This window comes from Sphingomonas sp. Leaf242 (assembly GCF_001422045.1).
In the GTDB taxonomy this organism is placed as follows: Bacteria; Pseudomonadota; Alphaproteobacteria; order Sphingomonadales; family Sphingomonadaceae; genus Sphingomonas.
Map to the genome: position 1 here is coordinate 109,982 of NZ_LMLW01000008.1, position 23,186 is coordinate 133,167.

25 protein-coding genes and 1 tRNA gene are annotated in these 23,186 nt (G+C 63.9%); 21 read left to right on the plus strand and 5 right to left on the minus strand.

Annotation, left to right across the window (positions count from 1 at the left end; translation table 11 throughout):
- The first annotated feature begins 42 nt into the window (after window positions 1-42).
- From ASF09_RS08330 to ASF09_RS19745, 11 genes are all read left to right on the plus strand, one after another.
- Window positions 43-576 carry a phage baseplate assembly protein V gene (locus ASF09_RS08330; RefSeq protein ID WP_060525816.1) on the plus strand — a complete coding sequence of 178 codons (534 nt, stop codon included), beginning with the start codon at window positions 43-45 and terminating at the stop codon, window positions 574-576.
- Window positions 577-581: 5 nt separating this feature from the next.
- Complete coding sequence (locus tag ASF09_RS08335) at window positions 582-941, plus strand: GPW/gp25 family protein (RefSeq protein ID WP_235529757.1); 360 nt, start codon at window positions 582-584, stop codon at window positions 939-941.
- Between the two features lie 11 nt (window positions 942-952).
- Window positions 953-2,140, plus strand: a complete 1,188-nt coding sequence (locus ASF09_RS08340; protein WP_060525818.1) for a phage tail sheath subtilisin-like domain-containing protein — start codon at window positions 953-955, stop codon at window positions 2,138-2,140.
- Window positions 2,141-2,171: 31 nt separating this feature from the next.
- Window positions 2,172-2,681, plus strand: coding sequence for a phage major tail tube protein (locus ASF09_RS08345; protein WP_060525819.1), 510 nt, complete (start codon window positions 2,172-2,174; stop codon window positions 2,679-2,681).
- Window positions 2,682-2,764: 83 nt separating this feature from the next.
- Entirely contained in the window at window positions 2,765-3,088 is a 324-nt protein-coding gene (locus tag ASF09_RS08350) for a phage tail assembly protein (protein WP_060525820.1), read from the plus strand.
- Window positions 3,089-3,096: 8 nt separating this feature from the next.
- Window positions 3,097-3,213 (plus strand): GpE family phage tail protein, encoded by a 117-nt coding sequence (locus ASF09_RS08355; RefSeq protein WP_060525821.1) that lies wholly within the window; start codon window positions 3,097-3,099, stop codon window positions 3,211-3,213.
- A gap of 3 nt (window positions 3,214-3,216) precedes the next feature.
- Window positions 3,217-5,631, plus strand: coding sequence for a phage tail tape measure protein (locus ASF09_RS08360; RefSeq protein ID WP_060525822.1), 2,415 nt, complete (start codon window positions 3,217-3,219; stop codon window positions 5,629-5,631).
- Between the two features lie 5 nt (window positions 5,632-5,636).
- Window positions 5,637-6,029: a phage tail protein gene (locus ASF09_RS08365; RefSeq protein WP_060525823.1), complete on the plus strand. Its 393-nt coding sequence runs from the start codon at window positions 5,637-5,639 to the stop codon at window positions 6,027-6,029.
- Window positions 6,026-7,057, plus strand: coding sequence for a contractile injection system protein, VgrG/Pvc8 family (locus ASF09_RS08370; protein WP_060525824.1), 1,032 nt, complete (start codon window positions 6,026-6,028; stop codon window positions 7,055-7,057). The genes ASF09_RS08365 and ASF09_RS08370 overlap by 4 nt, the downstream gene beginning before the upstream one ends.
- Window positions 7,058-7,170: 113 nt before the next feature.
- The gene (locus ASF09_RS08375) at window positions 7,171-8,430 is read left to right on the plus strand and encodes a DNA cytosine methyltransferase (RefSeq protein ID WP_082444194.1); all 1,260 of its coding nucleotides are present in this window, start codon (window positions 7,171-7,173) and stop codon (window positions 8,428-8,430) included.
- Between the two features lie 28 nt (window positions 8,431-8,458).
- Window positions 8,459-8,848, plus strand: coding sequence for a very short patch repair endonuclease (locus ASF09_RS19745; RefSeq protein WP_235529797.1), 390 nt, complete (start codon window positions 8,459-8,461; stop codon window positions 8,846-8,848).
- On the opposite strand, the gene ASF09_RS08380 is transcribed toward ASF09_RS19745, so the two are convergent.
- The 4 genes from ASF09_RS08380 to ASF09_RS20260 form a co-directional block, all read right to left on the minus strand.
- Entirely contained in the window at window positions 8,842-9,801 is a 960-nt protein-coding gene (locus ASF09_RS08380; protein WP_060525825.1) for an O-methyltransferase, read from the minus strand. The genes ASF09_RS19745 and ASF09_RS08380 overlap by 7 nt on opposite strands.
- Complete coding sequence (locus tag ASF09_RS08385) at window positions 9,801-11,174, minus strand: ATP-binding protein (RefSeq protein WP_200912552.1); 1,374 nt, start codon at window positions 11,172-11,174, stop codon at window positions 9,801-9,803. The genes ASF09_RS08380 and ASF09_RS08385 overlap by 1 nt, the downstream gene beginning before the upstream one ends.
- 39 nt (window positions 11,175-11,213) lie before the next feature.
- Window positions 11,214-11,744 (minus strand): hypothetical protein, encoded by a 531-nt coding sequence (locus ASF09_RS08390; RefSeq protein WP_060525826.1) that lies wholly within the window; start codon window positions 11,742-11,744, stop codon window positions 11,214-11,216.
- A gap of 220 nt (window positions 11,745-11,964) precedes the next feature.
- Window positions 11,965-12,621 (minus strand): XRE family transcriptional regulator, encoded by a 657-nt coding sequence (locus ASF09_RS20260; RefSeq protein WP_268795620.1) that lies wholly within the window; start codon window positions 12,619-12,621, stop codon window positions 11,965-11,967.
- An 83-nt stretch (window positions 12,622-12,704) separates the two neighbouring features.
- Between ASF09_RS20260 and ASF09_RS19750 the strand changes: the two genes are divergently transcribed.
- From ASF09_RS19750 to ASF09_RS08425, 8 genes are all read left to right on the plus strand, one after another.
- Window positions 12,705-13,028: a transcriptional regulator gene (locus tag ASF09_RS19750; protein WP_082444195.1), complete on the plus strand. Its 324-nt coding sequence runs from the start codon at window positions 12,705-12,707 to the stop codon at window positions 13,026-13,028.
- 35 nt (window positions 13,029-13,063) lie between these two features.
- On the plus strand, window positions 13,064-13,519 hold the full coding sequence (locus ASF09_RS08400) for a hypothetical protein (RefSeq protein WP_060525827.1): 456 nt from the start codon (window positions 13,064-13,066) through the stop codon (window positions 13,517-13,519).
- A complete protein-coding gene (locus ASF09_RS08405; protein WP_060525828.1) occupies window positions 13,516-13,836 on the plus strand; it encodes an ogr/Delta-like zinc finger family protein in 321 nt (106 codons plus the stop codon). The genes ASF09_RS08400 and ASF09_RS08405 overlap by 4 nt, the downstream gene beginning before the upstream one ends.
- A 99-nt stretch (window positions 13,837-13,935) precedes the next feature.
- Window positions 13,936-14,367 carry a hypothetical protein gene (locus ASF09_RS08410; protein ID WP_060525829.1) on the plus strand — a complete coding sequence of 144 codons (432 nt, stop codon included), beginning with the start codon at window positions 13,936-13,938 and terminating at the stop codon, window positions 14,365-14,367.
- Window positions 14,364-14,519: a hypothetical protein gene (locus ASF09_RS20265; protein ID WP_156359292.1), complete on the plus strand. Its 156-nt coding sequence runs from the start codon at window positions 14,364-14,366 to the stop codon at window positions 14,517-14,519. Before ASF09_RS08410 ends, ASF09_RS20265 begins: the two co-directional genes overlap by 4 nt.
- A complete protein-coding gene (locus ASF09_RS08415; RefSeq protein ID WP_060525830.1) occupies window positions 14,519-14,707 on the plus strand; it encodes a hypothetical protein in 189 nt (62 codons plus the stop codon). The genes ASF09_RS20265 and ASF09_RS08415 overlap by 1 nt, the downstream gene beginning before the upstream one ends.
- A gap of 275 nt (window positions 14,708-14,982) precedes the next feature.
- Window positions 14,983-15,483, plus strand: coding sequence for a hypothetical protein (locus ASF09_RS08420; protein ID WP_156359293.1), 501 nt, complete (start codon window positions 14,983-14,985; stop codon window positions 15,481-15,483).
- 160 nt (window positions 15,484-15,643) lie between these two features.
- Entirely contained in the window at window positions 15,644-16,981 is a 1,338-nt protein-coding gene (locus ASF09_RS08425; RefSeq protein WP_060525832.1) for a tyrosine-type recombinase/integrase, read from the plus strand.
- A 21-nt stretch (window positions 16,982-17,002) separates the two neighbouring features.
- Here ASF09_RS08425 and ASF09_RS08430 read toward each other — a convergent pair.
- Window positions 17,003-17,078, minus strand: a tRNA-Thr gene (locus ASF09_RS08430).
- Window positions 17,079-17,290: 212 nt separating this feature from the next.
- Here ASF09_RS08430 and ASF09_RS08435 point away from each other — a divergent pair.
- Together ASF09_RS08435 and ASF09_RS08440 are read left to right on the plus strand one after the other, a co-directional pair.
- A complete protein-coding gene (locus tag ASF09_RS08435) occupies window positions 17,291-18,409 on the plus strand; it encodes a PAS domain-containing protein (RefSeq protein ID WP_156359294.1) in 1,119 nt (372 codons plus the stop codon).
- Window positions 18,410-18,485: 76 nt separating this feature from the next.
- Entirely contained in the window at window positions 18,486-23,102 is a 4,617-nt protein-coding gene (locus tag ASF09_RS08440) for an NAD-glutamate dehydrogenase (protein WP_060525834.1), read from the plus strand.
- Window positions 23,103-23,186 lie beyond the last annotated feature (84 nt).

The window sequence follows — 23,186 nt, forward strand, 5'->3', positions numbered from 1 at the left end:
CGGCACGCGACGTTTGCGAATCCGCATTGCCATGGTGCGCGCATGTCCGACCCTGCCGACGTTCAACGCCTCATTGGCGACCTTGCGCGCGAAGGCACCGTCGTGTCCGTCGATCTCGCGTCCGCAACGTGCCGCGTCGAGTTCGCCAACGATCTGACCACAGGCGATATCCCTTGGCTTGCCGCCCGCGTCGGCAAGACGAAGATATGGTCGCCGCCTTCGGTCGGCGAACAGGTCGCCGTGCTTTGCCCCGAAGCCGACACGGCGCGCGGGTTCGTTATCGGCAGTCTCAGCTCCGACGCCAACCCGCACCCGGCAAACGACGGATCCACCTTGATCGAGTTCGAAGACGGCGCGCGGATCCTGTACGATCCGGACGGTCACTATCTGATCGCCGACCTGCCGGCAGGATCCTACGTCGAGGTCCGCGCCGACGACATCTATCTACGCGGCAACCTGCACGTCACCGGCTACGTCAAAGCCGACGGCGACGTGATCGGCGCGGGCAAGAGCCTCAAGGACCATACGCATACCGGCGTCCAGGCGGGCGCGGCATTCTCGGGGCCGCCGCGATGAACGGCATGGACGGCAACACCGGCGCAATGCTCGCCGGTGCCGATCACATCCGCCAGTCGATCGCCGATATCCTTGGCACGCCGCTCGGCACGCGCATCGGTCGACGCGAATACGGCAGCGAACTGCCCGAGCTGTTCGATCAGCCGATGAACGAGCTGGGCCGGATCCGCATCTTCGCGGCAACCGCCCTCGCCATCATGCGGCAGGAGCGGCGCGTGCGCGTCTCGCGCATCGGCCTCGGTAGCGGTGCCGAACCCGGCTCTTTTGCCCTCCGGATCGTCAGCAGGCGCGTCGACGTCGCCGCCCCGATCGCAACGCTCGACCTCACCATTCCCGTCCGCGCGGCCTCCGCGCTCACCGCCTGAAAGGACTACGCATGACGTTTATCCATGGGATCAGCGTAAAGGAGACCGCCAGTGTCTCGCGCACGATCACGACGATCGGTACCGCCGTCATCGGCCTGGTCGTGACCGCACCCGCCGCCTCGGCCGATGTCTTCCCGCTCAACACGCCCGTTCTCGTCGGCGCACCGACCTCGGCCATGACGATCGCCGACGCCATCGCCGCGGCTGGAGCAACCGGCACGATGAAGGGCGCGCTGCTCGCCATCGCCGATCAGGTGCGCTGCCCGGTCGTGATCGTCCGCGTCGCACCCGGCGCCGACGCCGCGGCCACGGACGCAGCAGTCATCGGCGCCGACGTCGCCGGCATCAAGACCGGCATGCAGGCGCTGCTCGCGGCCGAAGCGCAGGTTCGATATCGCCCGCGCATCATCGGCGCACCCGGTCTCGACACGAAGGCGGTCGCGATCGGGCTGGCGACCGTCGCCAAGCGGCTGCGCGGCATGGCCTATGCCGGCGCGGTCGGTGCCGATCGCACGGCCATCGTCGCGTACCGCGGGAACTTCACCCAGCGCGAGCTGATGCTGATCTGGCCGGACTTCACCGCGCCGCTCGGCGCGAACGGTGCCGACGTGCCGAGCTTCGCCGTCGCACGCGCGCTCGGCCTGCGCGCCGCGATCGATCAGGACCAGGGCTTCCACAAGACGCTGTCGAACGTGCCCGTTGTCGGCGTCGACGGCCTGACGAAGGACGTCCAGTTCGATCTGCAGGACGCCGACGCCGACGCGAACATCATCAACGCCGCGCAGATTACCACGATCGTCCGCATCAACGGCGAGCTGCGCTTCTGGGGCAACCATACCTGCGCACCTGCCGACGATGCCTTCACGTTCGAAAGCGCGACGCGCACCGCGCAGGTCCTCGCCGATTCGATCGTGGCGGGCGTGCTGTGGGCGATCGACAAGCCGCTGTTGCCGAGCCTAGCGCGCGACATCGTCGAGCAGATCAACGCCGCATTCCGCAAGCTGAAGGCGGGCGGGTACATCCTCGGCGCGGAGGCGTGGTTCGACGCGGCGAAGAACCCGACCGCGCAGCTCAAGATGGGCAAGCTCGCGATCAGCTACCGCTACACGCCGGTCTATCCGCTCGAATGCCTCGGGCTCGAGCAGCAGATCACCGACGAATATCTGGCCGACTTCGCGCAGCTCGCGGCGACCGCCTGACCTCACCCTCTTTTCGTAACGGAGAAACGCGATGGGCCTGCCCCGCAAATTCAAAGACGGCCAGTTGTTCAACAACGGCAACCGATACCTTGGCGAGTGGGCAAGCGTCACTCTGCCCAAGCTGACCCGTAAGCTCGAGGACTGGCGCGGAGGCGGCATGGACTCGGCCGTAAAGATCGACATGGGCGGCGACGCCATGGAGATGGAATGGTCGCTTGGCGGACCAATGAAGGACGTTCTCAGCCAGTACGGTGAAACTGACATTGCGGGCGTGCAGCTCCGCTTCGCCGGCGCCTGGCAGCAGGACGATACCGGGGATGTCGATCGGATTGAGGTCGTGATTCGGGGCCGTCACGAAGAGATCGACATGGGCGAGATCAAGCCCGGCGAGGGTGGCGAGTTCAAGGTGAAGACCGCGCTCTCCTACTACAAGCTCACCTGGAACGGCGAGACGCTGATCGAAGCCGATCCGTTGAACGGCGTGCTGATCGTCGGCGGTGTCGATCGCCGAGCCGCGATCCGCAACGCCCTCAACTCCTAACGCGCTGGGGCGTCCCGCCGACGCCCCATACGCCAAAACCTCCCCGGCCGAACCGCGGCCCTGATCCACGAAAGACCCATGCCATGACCGAGACCGCCATCCTCAGCAGCTCGACCAGCCTGCGTATCGTCACGTTCGATTTTCCTCTGAAGGTCGGCAACGCGACTATCGAATCCGTCCAGGTCCGCAAGCCTGCCTCGGGCGAGCTTCGCGGCACCACCATGATGGCGCTGTCGCAGCTCGACTACACCGCGCTCGAAACACTGCTGCCGCGCATCACCACGCCGCAGCTCACCAAGCACGACATCGGCCAGCTCGACCCGGCCGACTTCATGCAGCTCGGTGGCGAGGTCATGGATTTTTTGCTGCCGAAGTCCGCGAAGGATGCGGCCTCCCCAACGACGTAGGCGAGGCGATGGCGGATATCGCCCTCGTCTTTCACTGGTCCCCCGAGGTCATGAGCGCGATGCCGCTCGGCGAACTCATGGGCTGGAGGACCAAAGCGGCCAAGCGCCACAATCCCGAAAGCTGACGCATGGCCGATCGCAATCTTCGTATCCGTATGCTGCTGGAGGCGGGTGACAAGGTTACCCGCCCCCTTCGCGATATCGCCAACGGATCCTCGCGCACCGCGCAGGCGCTGAAGCTCACCCGCGACAAGCTGAAAGAGATCGAGCGCGCGCAGGCCGACGTCGGAGGCTTCCGCGAATTGAAGGCGGGGCTGCGCACGACCGAGCAGGCGATGCAGTCGGCGCAGACGAAGGTCGGCCGCCTCGCTCAGGAGATCGAGCAGACCGCTACGCCTACCCGCGCGATGACGCGCGAATTCGAACGGGCGAAACGCGAGGAGCAGCAGCTCACCCGCCAGCACGATCTGGACGGTCGCGCCCTGCAGGAGCTGTCCCTGCGCCTGCATACGGCCGGCGTCGACGTCAACGATCTGGCGGGCCATGAACGCCGCCTGCGCACCGACGCGATGCAGACGAACCGCGAGCTGCAGGAGCAGTCGCGCCAGCTCGAAGAGACCAGCAATCGCCAGCGCCGGTTCGGCGCCGCCCGCGACCGCTTCACCCGCGGCCAGGGGCTCGCCACCGGCATGGCGGCAGGCGGTGCGGCGTCGCTCGCCACCGGCATGGTCATGGCGCGGCCGATCCTCGGCGGAATCGAGCAGGCGCAGGCGTTCCAGTCGGGGATGACCGACATCGCGCAGAAGGCGGACCTGACGCGCGTCCAGGCGGACAAGATGGGCGCGAGCCTGTTGATCGCGGCGCGCGCGGCGAACCAGATGCCGGAGGATCTGCAGAAGGGCGTCGACACGCTGTCGGGCTTCGGTCTGGATCCGACCAAGGCCACGCAGATGATGAAGCCGATCGGGCGCGCGGCGACCGCGTACAAGGCGGAGATCGACGATCTGTCGGCCGCAGCGTTTGCGGCGAACGACAATCTGAAGGTGCCGATCTCGCAGACCGGCAAGGTCATCGATATCATGGCCGAGGCGGGCAAGGCAGGCGCGTTCGAGATCAAGGATATGGCGGGCGCGTTCCCGTCGCTTACCGCCGGCTATCAGGCGCTCGGGCAGACCGGCACGCGCGCTGTCGCGGATCTGGCGGCTGCGTTGCAGATCGCGCGCAAGGGTGCCGGCGATTCGGCGTCGGCCGCGACGAACGTGTCGAACATCATTCAGAAAATATCGTCCCCCGCGACGATCAAGGCGTTCTCGAAATTCGGCATCGATTTGCCGAAGGCGCTGAAAAAGGCATATGCCGAGGGCAAGACCCCGCTCGAGGCGATTGCCGAGCTGACGAAGAAGGCGACCAAGGGAGATCTCGGCAAGCTCGGCTTCCTGTTCGAGGACAGCCAGGTGCAGCAGGGCCAGCGCCCGATTATTCAGAACCTGAAAGAATACCGCGATATCCGTGCGAAGGCGCAGGCGGCGAACGGTACTACCGACACCGACTTCGCCGAGCGCATGAAGGACTCGGCCGAGCAGACCAAGGCGCTGAAGGTGAACGCCGCGGCGCTGGCGATCTCGCTCGGCAACACGCTGCTGCCGACCGTCAATGTCGTCCTCGAGCGCGCCGGTGCGTTCGCCGACCGGCTTGCCACCTGGTCGCAGCAGCACCCGGCGCTGACCCGCGGGATCGTGCTGTTCGCAGGCGGCCTGTCGGCGCTGTTCATCGTGTTGGGGATCGGCGCCATCGCGCTCGCCGGTATCGTCGGGCCGATGTACCTGTTCGCCGCGGCTGCAACCTATACCGAGATGGCGTTGCTGCCGATCATTGGCATTGCCGCGGCGATCGTTCTTGGCATCGCTGCGCTCGCGATCGGCGTCTACGCGATCTACTCGAACTGGGGCGCGATCACCGGCTGGTTTGCCGGAATCTGGGCGGGGCTGAAGGCGATCGTCGGCAGCGCGCTCGGGTGGTTTTCGGCACTTCCGGCGCGCTTCGGCGAGTTCGGGCGCAATATCATCGCCGGTATGATCGGCGGTATCACCGGCATGCTGGGGCAGCTGAAGGCGTCGATCACCGGCGCTGCATCGTCGGCCGCGACCTGGTTCAAAGAGAAGCTCGGCATTCATTCGCCCTCGCGCGTGTTCGCAGGCTTTGGCGGGTTCATGATGGAGGGGCTGTCGAACGGCATTGACGGCGGTGCCGGCGAACCGGTGCGGCGTCTCGATAGCCTGTCGCGCCGCATGACCGCGGCTATCGCAGTCGGCACCGCCGTGCCGGCCATGGCGACGGGCGTGCCGGCGGGCGGGCCGTCGAACGGCTTGCGTGCGAGCGCACCGCTCGCCGCCCCGGCCCCGATCACCATCAAAGTCTACGGCGCACCCGGGCAGAGCGCCGAAGACATCGCGAAGGCCGTTCGGGACGCGCTCGCCGAACACCAGCGTGAGCAGGCAGCGAACGGCCGTTCCGCCTTCGCCGACAAACCGGACTGGGAGTGACGGGAATGCTTTTGGCTATTGGAATGTTCGCCTTCTCGATCCCCACGATCGTCCATGACGAGCTGCAGAGGCGATCGTCGTGGATCCACGCGACCTCGCCGCGGATCGGCGCGCGGGATGCGACACAGTTCGTCGGCGTCGGAACTGAGACGATCTCTCTGCGCGGCGTTGCGCATGCCGAGTTGAGCGACGGTCGCGCGTCGCTCGACGAGCTGCGCGACATGGCCAATACCGGCACCGCCTGGTCGGTCGTCGACGGCGCGGGGCAGGTCTACGGCGCGTTCGTGATCGAAGGGATCGACGAGGGGCTGAAGGAACTCGGCCCAGACGGTCGACCGCGCAAAATCGAATTCAGCATCGACCTTCTCCGCGTGGACGACCAGGCGAACGCGTCATGATCGCCAACATTCCCGACGTCCGCGTCACGCTCGACGGCAAGGATCTGACCGGCACGCTGCAGCAGGACGTCGCTGCAGTCGACGGCAGGATCCGCAAGCGGCTGATCTCCCTGTCGATCTCCGAAAAACGCGGCGAAGCGGCCGACCAGCTCGATATCGTTCTGTCCGACGCGGACGGGCGCTTGGCGCTGCCCAAGACCGGCGCGGTGTTGACCGTGCACCTTGGCTGGAAACAGGGCAGCGACGTCAAGATCGGCCTGGTCGACAAGGGCAGCTTCAAGGTGGACGAGGTCGCGCATTCCGGCCCGCCCGATGTCGTCACGATTCGCGCGCGGTCGGTCGACTTCACCAGCGACCTGAAGACGAGGCGCGAGAAGAGCTGGCATAGCACGACGCTCGGCGCGATCGTTGAGGAGGTAGCGAAGCATCACGGGCTGAAACCGAGCTGCGCGCCCGCGCTGGCGTCGTTTGTAGTCAAGAGCAAGGCACAGAGCCGGGAGAGCGATCTCGCCTTCCTGCGCCGCCTAGGGCGCGAACACGATGCCGTTGCCACGATCAAGCGCGGGCGGCTGATCCTTTCCCCGATCGGGAAAGCGACGACCCCGGCCGGGCGCGCGCTGCCGGCATTGACGATCAACCGGCACGACGGCGACACGCACAACTTCAGCCGCCAAAAGCGCGACGACGTCCCCGGCGTGTCCGCCACCTGGCACGATCGCAAGGGTGGCAAGCGCGAAACCATCACCGCAGGCAAGGTCGACGGCGCCAAGAAGCTATCGCAGGTCTACGGCACCGAGGCCGATGCCAGCGCCGCTGCGAATGCGGCGCACAGCCGCGCACAGCGCGAACCGGTCTCACTGGATCTGAGCCTCGCGCTCGGCCGACCGGACATTTCGCCCGAACAGAAGATGATGGTCCTCGGCTACAAACCCGAAATCGACGCGGTCGCGTGGATCGTCGGCGAGGTATCGCACAGCCTTGGCGACCGAGGCTATACGACCAAGCTTAAGCTGGAAGCCGCTGGCTAGACACGATTTCTTAGGCGGCCCAATTTATGTCCAAATATAATCCGATTGACGATCGTCAGAACGGTAAACGCGCGCTATGATGGCGGTCGCCACGTGTCGGGGTCGTGACGTAAATGAAACTTATCGAACTGTTTTGCGGCAGCGGAGGATTCTCCCGCGGCGCGCATGCTGCGGGATTCGAGGTCGCCGTCGCATACGATATCGACCCCATCCTCACGTCGTCGTACCGCACTAACTTTCCGGATACCAAGCTCCGAAAGCGGGACGTCGGAAAGCTGACAGGCAGGGAAATCGAGCTCCACGCCGGCGGCAAGGTGTTCGGCGTGTTCGGCGGGCCACCCTGTCAGGGCTTTAGCGAGATCGGCAAGCGGAACCCGAACGATCCGCGCCGTGAACTGCTCGGGCATTTTTTCCGGATCGTCGCAGAACTCAAACCCGCGTTTTTCGTCATGGAGAACGTGCGCGGCCTAGCGTATCCGGGGGCCAGGCCCGTGCTCGACTTGGCTTTGAAGACCGTCGAGGACGATTACGACCTTCTCGGCCCCGTTGTATGGGATGCGTCGAAGTTCGGCGCCGCTACCAAGCGCCACCGCATGTTCGTGATCGGTATCCGCAAGGAGCGCGGAACGCCGCTAACCCTCGATCATATGACGCCGTATCTTGCCGCGCCGGCTACGGTAGCCGACGCTATCGGCGATATCGTCGGGGCCGTTGGCGTGAAGCCCCTCAAGAAGTCGTTGTCGATCGATCGCTGGCGTTTGGATCCGAAAGCCGAGGCGTCGGACTACGCCAAGCGTCTTCGGTCTAAGGACGGCATCTTCACCGGACATCTGCCAACCACCCACACTGCCTCCGTCCTCGAGCGTTTCGCCGCAGTAAAACCGGGCGAGTACGATAAGATCGGGCGCCACCCGCGTCTCGATCCGGCGGGTCAGTGCCCTACGCTGCGTGCCGGTACTGGCGTGGAAAAGGGATCGTTCCAGTCTGTACGGCCGATCCATCCGACGCTCGACCGCGTCATCACTGTTAGGGAGGCCGCACGGCTGCAAGGTTTCCCGGATGCGCACGTCTTTCATCCGACGATCTGGCACAGCTTTCGAATGATCGGGAACAGCGTTTCGCCGATCATGGCGCGCGTCGTCTTCGAAGCCATTCGCGAACGACTTGGCCTGCGTCTTCGTGAGGACGGACATGCGTACCTGCCGGAACCGACACGAGAAGTGGAGTTCGAACCTGAGCCCACGCCTGAGTTGGTTCAGGCAGCCGAGGCTACGCGGCACCGAGCGGGGGTCGTCGTTCTTGGCAGATTCCGCAGTCCCGCTATGAAAACGAGTAAGCTTGCGGCCCGGCGAAGGAAGAGCGCTGGTCGATAGACTCACACCGGAACGGCGGTCGTGGTTGATGTCGCAGGTGCGAGGCAAAGACACCTCGCCAGAGATGCGGGTGCGCCGCGCTGCCCACGCTTCCGGTCTGCGCTTCAGACTGCATCGAAAGGATCTGCCGGGGAAACCCGATCTTGTGTTCGCCAAGCACCGCGTCGCGCTATTCGTCCACGGGTGCTTCTGGCACCGGCACTCAGAATGTAGCAAAGCATCGATGCCAAAATCGCGTATCGAATTTTGGAGCGCCAAGTTCGATGCGAACGTGGCGCGAGATGCGCGAGTTACCACTGAACTGCAAAGCGCGGGTTGGCGCGTCGTTACGGTTTGGGAGTGCGAGACGAAATGTCCCGTGCAATTAAACTCGCTGCTAGCAGCGCTAATAAACGGTAAATCAGTTAAACCTCAGTAAGAAACTTGCGCAAACGATGGATAATGAAGATAATATCGCTCGAAGGAAGATAGCTGATCTTCCTGAAGATCGAATCCTAGCTTCCTTACCGCAGCCCGGGTTAACTTTTTAGGGCGCGGCAACTGGGACTGCAAGACTGCAGCTTCGCGTACGGTAAGATGAGGCGCGACGATTCGCATTTCGGGCGCGGCTGGCCAACCGGGAGAGGATATAGCAGCGCGAGCCGAAGATGACGCGCCTGGTTTGGGAAGTACGCCGCCGATCGTGACCATGGTCGCCGTATCCTGGTAGATCATATTGAATGCGGGAATGAAGCCGCCAGGGCGACCGGACTCGACCGCAGCGGAGATCATCAGTTCGGTCGTAAGTCGCGCGATAGTTTCCGGAAGGCCTTGGTCGACGTCGTCGCGCGTCAACTCGGGTAGCGATTTGCTAAATAGCCGTTCCAGTATGGCCCTCCGATCTTTCGGTAGCGCATAACTCTTTCGATCATCGGACGCATCGAACGTTATCAACAAAATGCTGTTGGGGGGAGCGTTCTCTACGACCGAACGGATATCATCGACGATGTCCGAGTTGAATGCGCAGTCGTAATCCAGCCAAACTATCCAAGGCCTGTCACAAATAGACGCGTCAAGGTAAAGATCAGGAAGGGCATCGTTAGATTTTTTGTTGACTATTCGCACCGTGCGATACGGAAGGTTGAACTTTGCGCGAGCAAATCCGATATCGTTTGACTCCATCGATACCATATCCTTGATACCCAAGTTCTTATGCGCAATTTGAAAGTCGCTGAACCAAACTGATCCAAACCCCAAGTAAACTTGATCAAAAGTATCCATGGCATTCTGCAGTCTCTTCAGACCGTCGAAAGCCAGCGCTCGCTCGATGCTCTTACTAGGGCGTAAGCTGTAGTTGACTTTGTCAAACGATGCCTTCGTATCGCTGGACATCAGTCGCGGCCAACATAGTCAAGGTACGCGTATTCGAAAGTACGCGTTCCAATCTCGCGATAGGCCATGGACGCGTCGCCCATCGCTGCCGCCAACGCCTGATACCTCTCAACCGAAACGGTATAACTAATATTTGCAACGGCCTGCTTTGGCTTGACAGGTATGTCTGCCATTTGGGCCATGCTCATCTTGGCACGCATAGGTATTTGGTAGAATGGAATAGCAATAGTCGCGTCTTCCAGCTTTTTAGCTTCTACAACGACTGGTTTACGAACATTGGTATATTGAGTCCACTGCTTTGCTATGTCGCGCATATTCGGCCGCGCCGATCGAAAAACAGTTGAGGTAGTATCGATACTTCGTTTGGTGGTCGTGAGCGGGAGCAATTCGGCATCGGCCGAACTAAACAGCACGATCCCGATGAAGCCGTTGTACTGACCATGCCATTGCGGCCAACCTTCCGTGCCCCAACCGGCGGCGGCAGTTTTATCGCCTGCGAGTACAACGCGGCCGTTGCATATGACATACCATCCCCAGCGTTCGTCGCCGTTCGCCTCGTCCGCGGCATTTGTTTCCGGGGGCGGTGCGCCCATTCCCGCGATGATCTCTATCTGGACTTTACCATCGCCTACATCGATTGAGCGTTTCGTTCGGATCGGCTGATAGTCTCCGCCACTACGAAGTAACAAAGAGGCGCCTGTAACGGCAGCGCCATTGAGCGTGATTTTGAGTCCGTAATGCAAGTGAAGCGTGTAGTCTCGCCCAAGAATCTTCTTAAGTTCGCGTAAAAAGTTGGGGCTTCCAAACTCCGCAGAAGTTTCTGAGGTGAGATTTTTAACTACAAGGTGAACCCCAGCGACCGCGCCTGCCTTAGCCTCGTAAATCGGGAAATCCCAATCTGCCTCGTTCTGGGGTTTTAGCCATTCGGTGACATCGATAGGAACGCGATACGCATCCAATGCATCTTGGTCTTCGTCGAAATAGGTACTGGTGATGGCAATGTCGCGACCCATCTTGAACACCGCGCGTTTCATGCCGATTCCATAAACGCCAATGCTGAAATCATCACCCTCGTCGACATCACGCCGACCAAACGTGAAGGCATATTCCTGCGCTTCCGACAGTGGAATGCCACCACAATTGTCTGTCACCGAAAATTCGTTCGGCTTAACGACCAGATCTATTTTGTAGGCGGAAAGATCGGCCTCTTCGTCCAAGCTCGCTGGACGGCCTCCTTCTGCCTTCCAAGCGCCATCGATGCTGTTGTCGATGAGGTCGAGAATGCAGTCTTCAAGTGTGATATCGCGCGTGATCATACGCACGAAAAAGCTCTTCGTCGGGTTGCCGTTCGCACCCTTCTTTAGCTTTGCCACGCTATTCTCCCCGGAACTTTATTAGGCGATAGAGGTCGGTCATCCGACCTTGCGTATAGACATATCGTCTGTCTCTACACGGCCGTCGTTTGTCCAACCTGCCCAAGCCCCGATGCCATCGCCGAGCCCCGCGTGCAGACGCAATTGAAAAACACCATCATATCCCCGATCATCGCCGTCCGGATTGTACCATCGGCCTGTTACCGTAAGGTTCTTGAGCTTGCCCAAGAACGTACATTTTTGGCGGCTACCGTCGACCAGGGTTGTGCACGTCGTGAATGTCACGTTCGAAAAGAGTCGCCGGATCTGAACAGTGTCGACGTTATTCGGGCGGTACCGAGTACTGCTCACCTTCCAGGAAACCTCCCATTTGCCACCGAATGGCTTCTGTGGTGACAGGAACCAGATCAGGCGTATAGTTCGCGCATTGTTGGTAGCGGCTTTAATCGGCTCGCGCATAACAAGCCGCATTCCCAAGATAGCCATTCCAGTAACAGCGCTGATCGCGGCGGTTTTCCAGTCGATCTCGGTGAGAATCTGCCAGCTTCTAGCGACTAAACTGGGCATCATTTGCGTCGCACCGCACTGCTCTCCAACGCCCCCACTCCCCGCGGGTCGGTCGTGCCCGCCCGAGCTGTGGTCAATTCGATATCGGGTAGCCCGATCGAGTTGTTGAGCAACTCGCTGTAACTCTGCGTCATTGTGCAATCCCGCTCATTGCGATGCTGATAGCATTGGTCCTGCAAATGCGTCCCGGAAATCGATCGGAAATGATCGACGTCTCGCCCCGTCAAACCGGCTTAACCACGCGAGTGATGCGACCGATTATATTGATTTCGTCGGGGTGGGCCGTGTCGGGCGGCACCTCACTGTTGTCGGAGAGGATCGTCACCTTGTCGCCGCGGATGCGCAGGCGCTTGATCATCGCCATGTCGCCGATCGTGAAGGCCCAGATCAGATCCTGGTCTTCGACCCGGCGTTCCGATCGGTCGATCAGCACCATGTCTCCGTCGCTGATCGTCGGCGCCATCGAGTCGCCCTTGCCCCGCGCCCAGGCGAGGCTGGCGGGCGCGCTGTGCGTGAGCTGATCGACCCAGATCTTCGGGAAATGAATGAGGTCGACGCCGATCCGATCGTCGGCGAACGTCGCGCCCATGCCGTAGGCCATGTCGACCATCGCGATCTCGACCAGGTCGAGATGCTCGGCAATGTCTTTGCCGGTGGGGGGTGGAACAGCGCCTTCGCTGGGATCATCGGTCTCGCCTTGCAGATAGGCCGTGGACGTTTGAAGGCCGCGGGCGATCGCCGGGAGACTTTTCGAACCCGTCTTATTCCGATTGATTAAGGCATGGATGGCGGGCTGCGTAAGGCCTGCTTGGCGAGCAAGCTCGGACTGAGTCATCCCGAGCGATTCAAGTCGCGCGCTGATCCGTTCCCCGAGTGTCACGCGATGAAAGTATAGCTTGAGTTATTATCCGCGAGCAAAATACGGGAATTGACTCCTGTATCACTGCAGTTATAACGCCAGTTATGACGCAACCGACCACTCCATACGAAGCCTTGAAGAAAGCGGCCGATATTGCCGGTTCACAGGCGGAGCTGGGCCGCATGTGCGGGGTATCGCAACCGGCCGTCTGGAAGTGGTTGCAGAGCAGCAAGCGGTTACCGGCAGAGCATTGCCTTACCGTCGAGCGCGAAACCGGTGTTTCGAAGCATTTGCTGCGCCCTGACATCTATCCTGCGGATCTATCGTCGATCTCTCTCCCTGTTGACGATGCATCCGGATCCGTAGGCTCTGGTAGCCCGACCGTCGATTTCGATCGGGCCACCATTTTGAAGCGGGCTGGGGCATGACGGAGGTTCGTGTCCCTCATGGTTTCGCTGCAGCTATGAAGCAGGTTGCGGATCTTATCGATTGGCCCGCTTGCGCCGCGATCGCGGGGAAGACCGTCCGCAATGTACAATACTGGGGGCAAGATAGCTGCTCCGCCACCCCGCCAATTGCTACCGCTCTCGCGTTCGACGTCGCGTTTCAAAAGGCTGGTGGCGAAGGTGCCCCATTCCGCGACGCGTACGTGTTCCAGTTCAAGGAAGTGATGACGGGTCAGGACGCCTGCCGTCGCGCCTTGGCGGAGGCCATCGCTGAGGTCGCTCGCGAGAGCGGCGATGCGCTCGCCGCATCGATCGAAATTACCCAATCCAACGCCTCGCCGCTGTCGACGCTTCGTGCGTCCGCCGAGGTCGGCCAGTTGCTCGCTGCCGCCAACCGGCTGGCGCGACGCTTGGTGCCTTTCCATACGGCCGGCGTGTTGCCGGTCGCACGGGAAACCGGGGGCTTACAATGACGACCAAGAGAACACTTACCAGACTGCCCGCAATCGCCTGCCCGCATTGCGAAGCGAAGGCTATCGTACGCGACAGCACCGAGATCACGCCGATGGTGCGCGAGCTGCGGCTCAGCTGCACCAACGACGACTGCGGGCATACGTTCGTGGCGCAGCTCAGCGTCATCCGCACGATCCGCCCCAGCGACATGGCCCGGGAGGGCGTCCGCCTCCCTTTCGGGGCGTGGTTGAAGCGCCCGGCCAATGACGATCATCCCAACCCGGCCAACGACGATCACGGCTTAGCCGCCGCGATCGCTGCGACCATGCCCACCTGATCCCCGCGGCCTCGGCCGCACCCGTCACGACCAAGACCGACCCGAACCGAAAGCCCCCGCTTCCGGAAACGCCGCTCCCTTGTCTTAAAGGATTGTTCAATGATCCATTTCGCGTTGCCCACTGAACGATGCCGCTCGGCACCGTCGCTGCTCTCCACGCTGAGTCCTGCCGGCTATCTGAAGCTTCGCCGCAAGGCCGCTGGCCTGTCGATCGATACCGTCGCTCGCCGGATCTCCGCGAAAAACCAGGCCGAGGCCAAGGCACTGGTCTGCCTGCTGGAAACCGAGGGCACGAAGGCGCGCTATCGCGAGACGATCAACGCGTTTGCCGATGCCTTCCCGATCGACGCCGACGTCTACATGCAACTGCGTGACGCGCCTGCCGATCAGCATCCCCGGATCTGTCGCGGATGCGGTTGTAGCGAATGGGATCCCTGCGTCGCGGGCGACGGCACGCACACCTGCAGCTGGCATGGCCTGGCGACCTGCACCCGCTGCGTTGGCGAGCCTGCCGTTCCGGTGCATCAGTGATCGGCGCCGTCGCAACCCGGCGTCCGAACGCCGAACGCCGCATGCGTCAGCGCCGCGCCGTCAAGATCGTCTTCCTGGTCGCTTCCGCGGTGATCTGGGTTCCGATCGCGATAGTCATGCTCGCGGCTCGCGTTTCGGATCGGCGCGGCTGATGCTGCACGATGTCCTCACAGGCTTGGCGCTGACCGTATTCGGCGGCGCAGGCGCGACGGCGATCGGCGTGATGCGTGCGTCCCTAGCGCCGCAGTGGAGCCGAATCTGCCGGCTGGCACTCGGCAACGTCGAGCCTGCATTCAAACCCTTGCCTGCGACGCCGTTCGCCAAAGCGGCTCGCTCGTGACGTGGGCGACGTCACAGTCTGTGGCGGTGATCGTGCTCTTTACCGAGGGCTCGGCCGAACCGGCAAACAGTGCGACGTCCTCGCCGTTCGCCGAGACCACGCGTCGATCCGCTTCGACGACGGGCAAGCCGTCCTCTGCCTCGCGAAGGATCTGCTCCCTGTCCGACGCCGCCCCCCGCCCATGTTCTGACAAGCGCCCAGGTCTTGTTGAGACGCTCTCTACAGGACCGGCGGCTGGCGGCCGTGCCGGATTGTCTCTCACTGACAGGAACCCTATGATGATCAGCGCCGCTCCCCTCGAAGCTCGCCAGTCTCACCCATCGTCACAAGACACGAACTGTTCCCAAAAGCGGGAACAGCGCGGCATGCCGGTCGAAATGGTCAGGATCATGGGGTTGGACACCGCAGCCCAGCTTCTCGGCAAGGGCCGGCTTGCTGACGAACTCTGCATCACGGTTCGCGCCCTCAACTACAAGATCGACGCCGGGCGCGGCGTATCCGATGCAGACGTAGTCGCAGCGGCCCGCGGCCTCGAAGAGCGAGCCGAGCGGTTTCTCGCGCACGCGCAAAAGTTGAGGGCCGTGATCGCACCCGCCGCGGCCGATACCGTGACCGCCGCACCGTTGGGACAGGCGAGCATCGTTCTCGCTCACTGCGACCACGTCGAGCGCTTCGCCTATGAGCGCCAGGGCAACGGGCTCGATGCGTCACCTCACATGCTCGCAGCGGCGGCAAGGAAGCTCGTGCAGGCGATCTTGCCCAAGACCATCCAGTGAACGCTCCGTCACTCATCAAACTCTCGCGCAAACTGATGCGAGCGGCCGACGTCGGGAAAGGCGTCCGGATCGAGTCACCCGACCTCGACCTACTCGGAAGTCTTGGGCTCTTCGACATCATCAATCGCGCCGTAGCCGACTACTTGAAAGAACAGACACAATGCCGCGACGCGCTCCGCCGCTTTACCAAAGAGGGAAATATTGGCTCGCCCATGACGAACGGTCGGACGGAACCCTTCGGACCCCCAATCTCTACATCTGGTGGTACGATAGCGGAACGCGACGCGAGCGCAGCACGTCGACGTCTACAAGCGACGTAGCGGCGGGCATCCTGGCGCTCGACAAGGTCTACCTCGCCGACAAGGACGAAGCACCGGCTTTCTGCCACGCATGCGGACAGCCGCTTGCGCAAGCGCAGGCGTATCTGCTGACCGACGCCATCGCCGACTATAAAATCGAGTGGGGCAACACGCGCGCCTCGGCCGATACGATCTCGGGCCGGCTGGCACATGCAGTCGCGTTCCTTGATGCGGAGCAAGCTCTTGGTGCGGAAGGCCGCTTCGGTCACTCCACGAGCTGCGCCACTGCGTGCGGCACGGTCTTCGTCAACGCCTTCCGCGCCTGGTCCCGCTTACAGCCGGTTGAGTGGCGCAACGGCAAGGGCGAAGTGACCGTGTCGCGGCCGCGCTCGCCGGCCGCGACCGAGGCGTCGATCGCGCAGCTGATCGCCGTCTTGAATCATGCCGCGAACGCGGAGCCGGCGCGCTCCGATAAGCGGCCGATCTACAAACCGCTCCCGGCCCGCCAGGTGCAACGCCAGCGCCGCACGCGAATCGGTGTCGAGGAACTGGCGAAGATGTTCGCCTATGCGGCCGAGCCGGATCGTCAGCGCGGTTCGCTCCACGCGTTCCTCGTCGCTTCGGTCTGCACGATCGCGCGGCCCGGTGCCGTCGTCGACATCAACGTCGCGCCGGATCGCGAGCAGTGGTGGCCGGGTGCGCCGACGATCGATCTCAATCCTCAAGGTCGCACTCAGAACAAGAAGCACCGCGCCGTTCTGCCGGTGCTGCCGCTGCTCGATCGCTGGCTGCGCGAAGAATATGAGACGTACATGGCGCTGAAGGTAACCGATCGCGCCGGTCGGGGCTGGCTCGTGAACTATCACGGCCGCGCCATTCAGGATGTTGATCGCGCGTGGGATACGATGCTCACGAACCTCGACATGCCCGCCGGTCGCGAATGGCGTCCATACCTGCTGCGCCACAGCCTCGCGACGCTCGTCCGTAACACCGGCGCGGAGAAGTGGGATCTTGAAGGCTTCATGGGCCACCGCGCCGGAAGCCAAACCGAAGTCTACGCGATCGGCGAATTCCCGACCGTCGTGCGCGCCCTGAACGGCATCATCGCCAAGATCGAGAAGCTTGCTCCGGGCTCGACGCACCGGAACGCTACCGGAACCGGCATTGCCGAAAAGTCGACGGGAGATCGAAAAATGTGAGGTTTTTCAACATGTTGTCGATGGTGCCGCTTACAGGACTCGAACCTGTGACCCCCGCATTACGAATGCGATGCTCTACCAGCTGAGCTAAAGCGGCCCGACGACGGACGTATCCGGTCGAGGTCGCGGCGAATACCAAGGGATTTGCGGGCTGACAAGCGGTTTGCGTCTTTACCGGGCGTTTACCAAACGGCGTGCAAGAGCGTGGCTGGAAAACGGGGGCCCTTGGGCATGGATACGGTACGCGGCCTGGACAACGAACGCAGCGACGGTCCAGATGGTCCGGTCGCTCGCGGAGGATATGATGCAGTGAGTTCGGGGAGTTCCGATTTCGGAAATTCGGGTTTCGACGGCACGGACCGCGCGACGCCCGGCGATGCGCGTCACTCGACCGATGCCGGCGTCAACGACGTGATGTTCGATCTCGGCGGCGACGAGCGGCGGATGCACGTGCGCGCGTACAACCACTGGGTGTCGCTGCTGAAGGACCGTCCCTACCCGTCGATCGCGGATCTCGAGCCAGAGACGATCACCGATTTCGGCCCGCACAGCGTGCTGCTCGATTTCAGTCGCGGCATGGGCGACCCCCGGATCGCGTATCTCGGGCGTGCCTTGCGCGAAGAATGTGGACTCGAGGGGCCGATCGCGACAATCGCGGACGTGCCGAGCCGCTCGCTGCTGTCGCGGCTGACCGATCATTATCTCCAGATCATCGCCAATCGCGCGCCGATCGGTTTCGAGGCGGAATTCGTCAGCAGCCGGGGGCGGACGACGCTGTACCGCGGCATCCTGATGCCGTTCGCATCGGGCGGCGTGACGATCGACTTTATCTACGGCGTGATCAATTGGAAGGAACTCGCGGACGCCGATCTGCAGGCAGCGCTGTCGGCCGAACTGGATGCGGCGGTTCAGGGCACGCCACGGATCTCGGGTGCGGCCGCGCAGGTCTGGGCCGATGGTCCGAGCGGCGGGTTCGATATCATGCCGGCCGAGCCGACGCCCGTGCCGGCGCTTGTCCTGGATGATCCCTTGCCGGCCGAGTATGTGCTGGCCGGTCCGCTCGGCGAGCAACTGGCGATGGCGCGCGAGAGTGCGGCACAGGTGCGGGCTGCCGAAGCGCGCAGTCGTGCGGCGCTGCACCGGACGCTGGGTCGGGCGCATGATCTCGCGGTGTCGACCGAGCACGACGAGGGCGATTTCGCCACGCTGTTCGCCGCCGCCTGCCTGCCCGGCCAGACGGACGTCATGATGCAGATCGTCACGCTGGTCTTCGGCGCCAATTTCGAGGCGACTCGGTTGGCGACGTTCGCGGCGGTGCTGCGCCACGCGCAACGGCATCAGGTGCCCGCAGGAGGTTTTGCAAGCTTTCTCGGCGGTTTTGAGGGCGATCTGGTCGCGATCGCAGCCGCCGAACACGCCGCATCTTAGGTGCGCCGCAGCATTCTCCTTCGCACCCGCCACAAGGGTTGAGATAGGCGAATTGCGGGCGCATAGGCCCTGATCTATGGCGAACCAATCGTTGAACACGCTCACCGAAACCCTCGCGGGCCGGCTGACCGAACGGGCCCTTCCGGGCGAACTGAGGGACTTCGGGGCAAGCGAGGTCGCGCAGGCCGCGGCGTTCGTCGCCGCGACCGCCGCGCACCGCGACGACGGTGCGCCGGCGATCGCGATCGAGCCGATCAGCGCGGACGACACGCGGCGGCGGATGCGCCTCGCGATCGTCAACGACGACATGCCGTTCCTGGTCGATTCGATCGCCGCGGCGATCGGCGCGCAGGACATCGCGGTCGATCGGATCATCCACCCCGTCGTCCGTACGACGCGCGCACCCGACGGCACGCTGCACGCAATCGACGCCGACGGCCAAGGCGCGGGTCGCCCCGAATCGATGATCTATCTCGAGATGGAGCGTGCCGATGCGCGCGACCGTCGCGGACTGATCGAGGATCTGACCGCCGTATTGGCCGACGTCCGTGCGGCGGTGACCGACTGGCGTGCGATGCAAGCCGCGCTCGACGACGATATCGCCAAGCTGCCCGAGGGCGAAGGCGCGGCGCTGTTGCAGTGGTTCCTAAACGGGCATCTGACACTGCTCGGGCATCAGATCTGGCACCGCGACGGCAGCGGCCGTGCCGCGCTGGGTATCGCGCGCAACGAACACCGGGTGCCGATCCTCGCCGAAGCGTCGCGCGCACTGGCGATCGAATGGTTCGAGGCAGGCAACGACGCGCCGTTGTTGCTGAAGTCGAACTTGATTTCGACCGTCCACCGCGCCGTGCCGCTCGACCTCGTCGTCGTGCCGGTGATGGAAGGCGCGACGGTCGCCGGGCTGTCGATCTACAGCGGCCTGTGGACGAGTGCTGCGCTCGCCGCGATGCCGCGCGACGTGCCGGTATTGCGCACGCGACTTGCCGCGATGAAGGCGAAGTTCGGGTTCGATCCGCGCGGTCATGCCGGCAAGGCGTTGACCCACGCGTTCACCGCGCTCCCTCACGACTTGGTGATCGCGTTCGCACCCGATGCGCTGGAGGATCTCGCGCTGACGGCGATGAGTATCGCCGATCGGCCGCGGCCGGCGCTCGTGCTCGTCGAATCGGCGCTTGGCCGTCACTTGTTCGGGTTCGTCTGGCTGCCGCGCGACGACGTCACCACCAGCCGCCGCGTCGCGATCGGCGACATGCTGGCCGAAGCGGCGAATGCGAGCGTGCTCAACTGGTCGATCGCGCTGGAGGACGGCGAGGTCGCGATGATCCGCTACACGCTCGACCTGCGCGGCGATGGGCGGATGCCCGACGTCGCGCCGCTTGCGCTGCGATTGCAGCGGATGGTGCGCGGCTGGGTGTCGGACGTCGAGGCCGCGCTGGTAGAGACGTTGCCGCCGCCGCGTGCCGCACGTCTGGCGCTCAAATGGGCGGCGGCGTTCCCGCAGAACTACCGCAACCTCAGCACGCCCGCCGAGGCCGCCGAGGATATCCAGCGCATCGCCGCGCTCGGCGATGCGGATGCGCGTGGCGTGCGTCTCGTACCGGGTGAAGCCGGCGCCGATCCGCAGTTGAAGATCTACAAGCTCGGCGGCGCGTTGCCGTTGTCCGACGCGGTGCCGGTGCTGGAGAATTTCGGCTTCCGCGTGATCGGCGAGCTGCCGACGCGGTTGCGCGACGACAGCGTGCCGTTCGTGCATGACTTCGTGCTGGAAGCGAACGACGCCGCGCAGCAGAGCGACGCGCCGGTACTCGAAGGCGCGATCGCGGCGGTGCTGGAAGGCGCGGCCGAGAACGATGCGTTCAACCGGCTGATCGTCGAACTCGGTATGCGTCCCGAGGCGATCGTGCTGTTCCGTGCGTGGTTCCGCTATCTGCGCCAGGCGGGGCTTCCGTATGGCCTGACCACCGTCGTCGACGCGTTGCGGCGTGCGCCGAAAGTTGCGGCGGCTCTGATCGCGCGGTTCACTGCGGTCCACCATCCGGAGCACCCGGGTAACGCGATCGAGGCGGATCAGGCGATCGAAGCCGGGCTAGACGCGGTCACGGCGATCGACGACGACCGCATCCTGCGCGCGTATCGCAACCTGATCGCGGCGACTCTGCGGACCAACGCGTTCACGTCGGCCGCATCCGAGGCGCTCGCGTTCAAGCTCGACAGCCATCTGATCCCCGGCCTCCCCGCCCCCGTGCCGTGGCGCGAAGTGTGGGTCTACTCGCCTCGCGTCGAAGGCATCCACCTCCGTGCCGGCCCGGTCGCACGTGGTGGCCTGCGCTGGTCCGACCGTCGCGACGATTTCCGCACCGAGATCCTCGGATTGATGAAGGCGCAGCGCGTCAAGAACGCGGTGATCGTGCCGACCGGCGCGAAGGGCGGCTTTTATCCCAAGCAACTCCCCGCCCCGTCTAACCGCGACGCGTGGCTGGCAGAGGGCACCGAGAGCTATCGGATCTTCATCCGCACGCTGCTGTCGATCACCGACAACATCGTCGAGGGCAAGGTCGTGCACCCGGACGGCGTGACGATCCTCGACGGCGAGGACCCGTATTTCGTCGTCGCCGCCGACAAGGGCACCGCGACGTTCAGCGACGTGGCCAACGCGCTGGCGCTCGAACGCGGCTATTGGCTCGGCGACGCGTTCGCCTCCGGTGGCTCGGTCGGCTACGATCACAAGGCGATGGGGATTACCGCCAAGGGCGCTTGGCTGAGCGTCCAGCGGCACTTCGCCGAGCGCGGGCTCGACGTGCAGAGCGAGAGCATCACCGTGGTCGGCTGCGGCGACATGTCGGGCGACGTGTTCGGCAACGGCATGCTGCTGTCGAAGACGTTGAAGGTCATCGCGGCGTTCGATCACCGTCACATCTTCCTCGATCCCGATCCCGATCCCGCGACCAGCTGGGACGAGCGCAACCGGATGTTCGCGCTGCCGCGGTCGAGCTGGGCGGACTACGACGCGAGCCTGATCTCGAAGGGCGGCGGCGTGTTCGCGCGCACCGCCAAGGTCATCAAGCTGTCGCCACAGGTGCAGGCTGCGCTCGGCGTGACGGCAAGCGAAATGGAGCCGGGCGCGCTGATCTCGGCGATCCTCAAGGCGCCAGCCGACTTGCTCTGGTTCGGCGGCATCGGCACCTATGTGAAGGCGGCGTCCGAGGCGAATGTCGCCGTGGGCGATCCGGCCAACGACCGGTTGCGCGTCAACGCCGAGGATCTGCGCGTGATCGCGATCGGCGAAGGCGCGAACCTGGGCGTCACGCAGGCGGCGCGTATCGCGTTTTCCGCACGCGGCGGGCGGATCAATACCGACTTCATCGACAATTCGGCGGGCGTCGACTGCTCGGATAACGAGGTCAACATCAAGATCGCGCTCAACCGCGAGATGATCGAGGGCCGGCTCGACTATGAGGACCGCAACACGCTGCTCGCCAGCATGACCGACGACGTCGCGCATCTGGTGCTGGAGGACAACCGCCTCCAGACGCTCGCGCTGTCGATCGCCGAGGCGGACGGTGCGGTCGCGATGCCGAGCTATGTCCGGGTGATCGAGATCTTCGAGGGCACCGGGCGGCTCGATCGTGCGGTCGAGGGGCTGGCGTCGAACGACATTCTGCTGCGACGCGGCCAGGATGGTCTGGGGCTTACACGGCCTGAGCTGGCGGTGCTGCTGGCGACCGCCAAGCTCGGGTTGCAGGATGCGATCGAGCATGGCGATATCGCCAAGGACGACGCTTTGAAGCCGGATTTGCATGCTGCCTTCCCCGCGGCTATGCGCGCGCGCTTTGCGCCGGCGATCGACGAACACCGGCTGCGACCCGAGATCGTCGCGACCAAGCTCGCCAACCGGATCGTCAACCGCCTTGGCATACTCTACCCGTTCGAGCTGGCCGAAGAGGAAGGCGCGGCGATGGGCGATATCGCGGCGATGTTCGTCGTCGCCGAGCGCCTGTTCGACCTGCCGGCATTGTGGGCGGAGATCGAGACCGCGGTGATGCCCGAGGCGGCACGGATCGCGTTGTTCGACGAGGTGGCCGTCGCGACCCGCTCGCAGATCGCCGACCTGTTGCGCGTGTCTGCACCGGGCGCCGTGCCGGGCGACGTCCTCGCGCGGCTGGCGAAGGGGATTACGCAGCTCGACAGCCAGACCGCGGCGTTGCTGCTCGAAGAGGCGAGCGCGCAGAGCAGCCGCATCGCGGCACAGCTCGAAGCGGTCGGTGCGCCAGGCGATCTGGTGCGCAAGGTCGTCCGCCTGTTCGAGATGGACGGTGCGGTCGGGCTGGCCGATCTCGGCGAGCGGATGACGCTCGACGAAGCGGTCCTCACGCGCGCGTTCACGCATCTGGGTCAGGCACTCGGGCTCGACTGGGCGCAGGCAAACGCCGCGCGGATCAGCCCGACCGATCCGTGGGAGCGCCTGCTGATCGCGGGGTTAGCGCGCGATTTCCAGCAGCTACGGCTGGAGTTCCTCGCACGCCGCGGCGCGCAGGATCCGCAGGGTGCGGTAGACCAATGGCTAACCGCGAACGCAACACGTGTGGCGCAGTTCAAGGCGGTGATCGACCGCGCTCGCCACGCGGCCGTGCCGAACGCGGCGATGCTCGCGCAGATCGCCGGTCAGGCGCGGGTGCTGTTGGGACGCTAACTTAAGCCCTCTCCCCTGCGGGGAGAGGGAGCGGCCCGCGTGCTCTTGCGCGTGGGAGGGTGAGGGGCAAGAGGCTCGGGACGC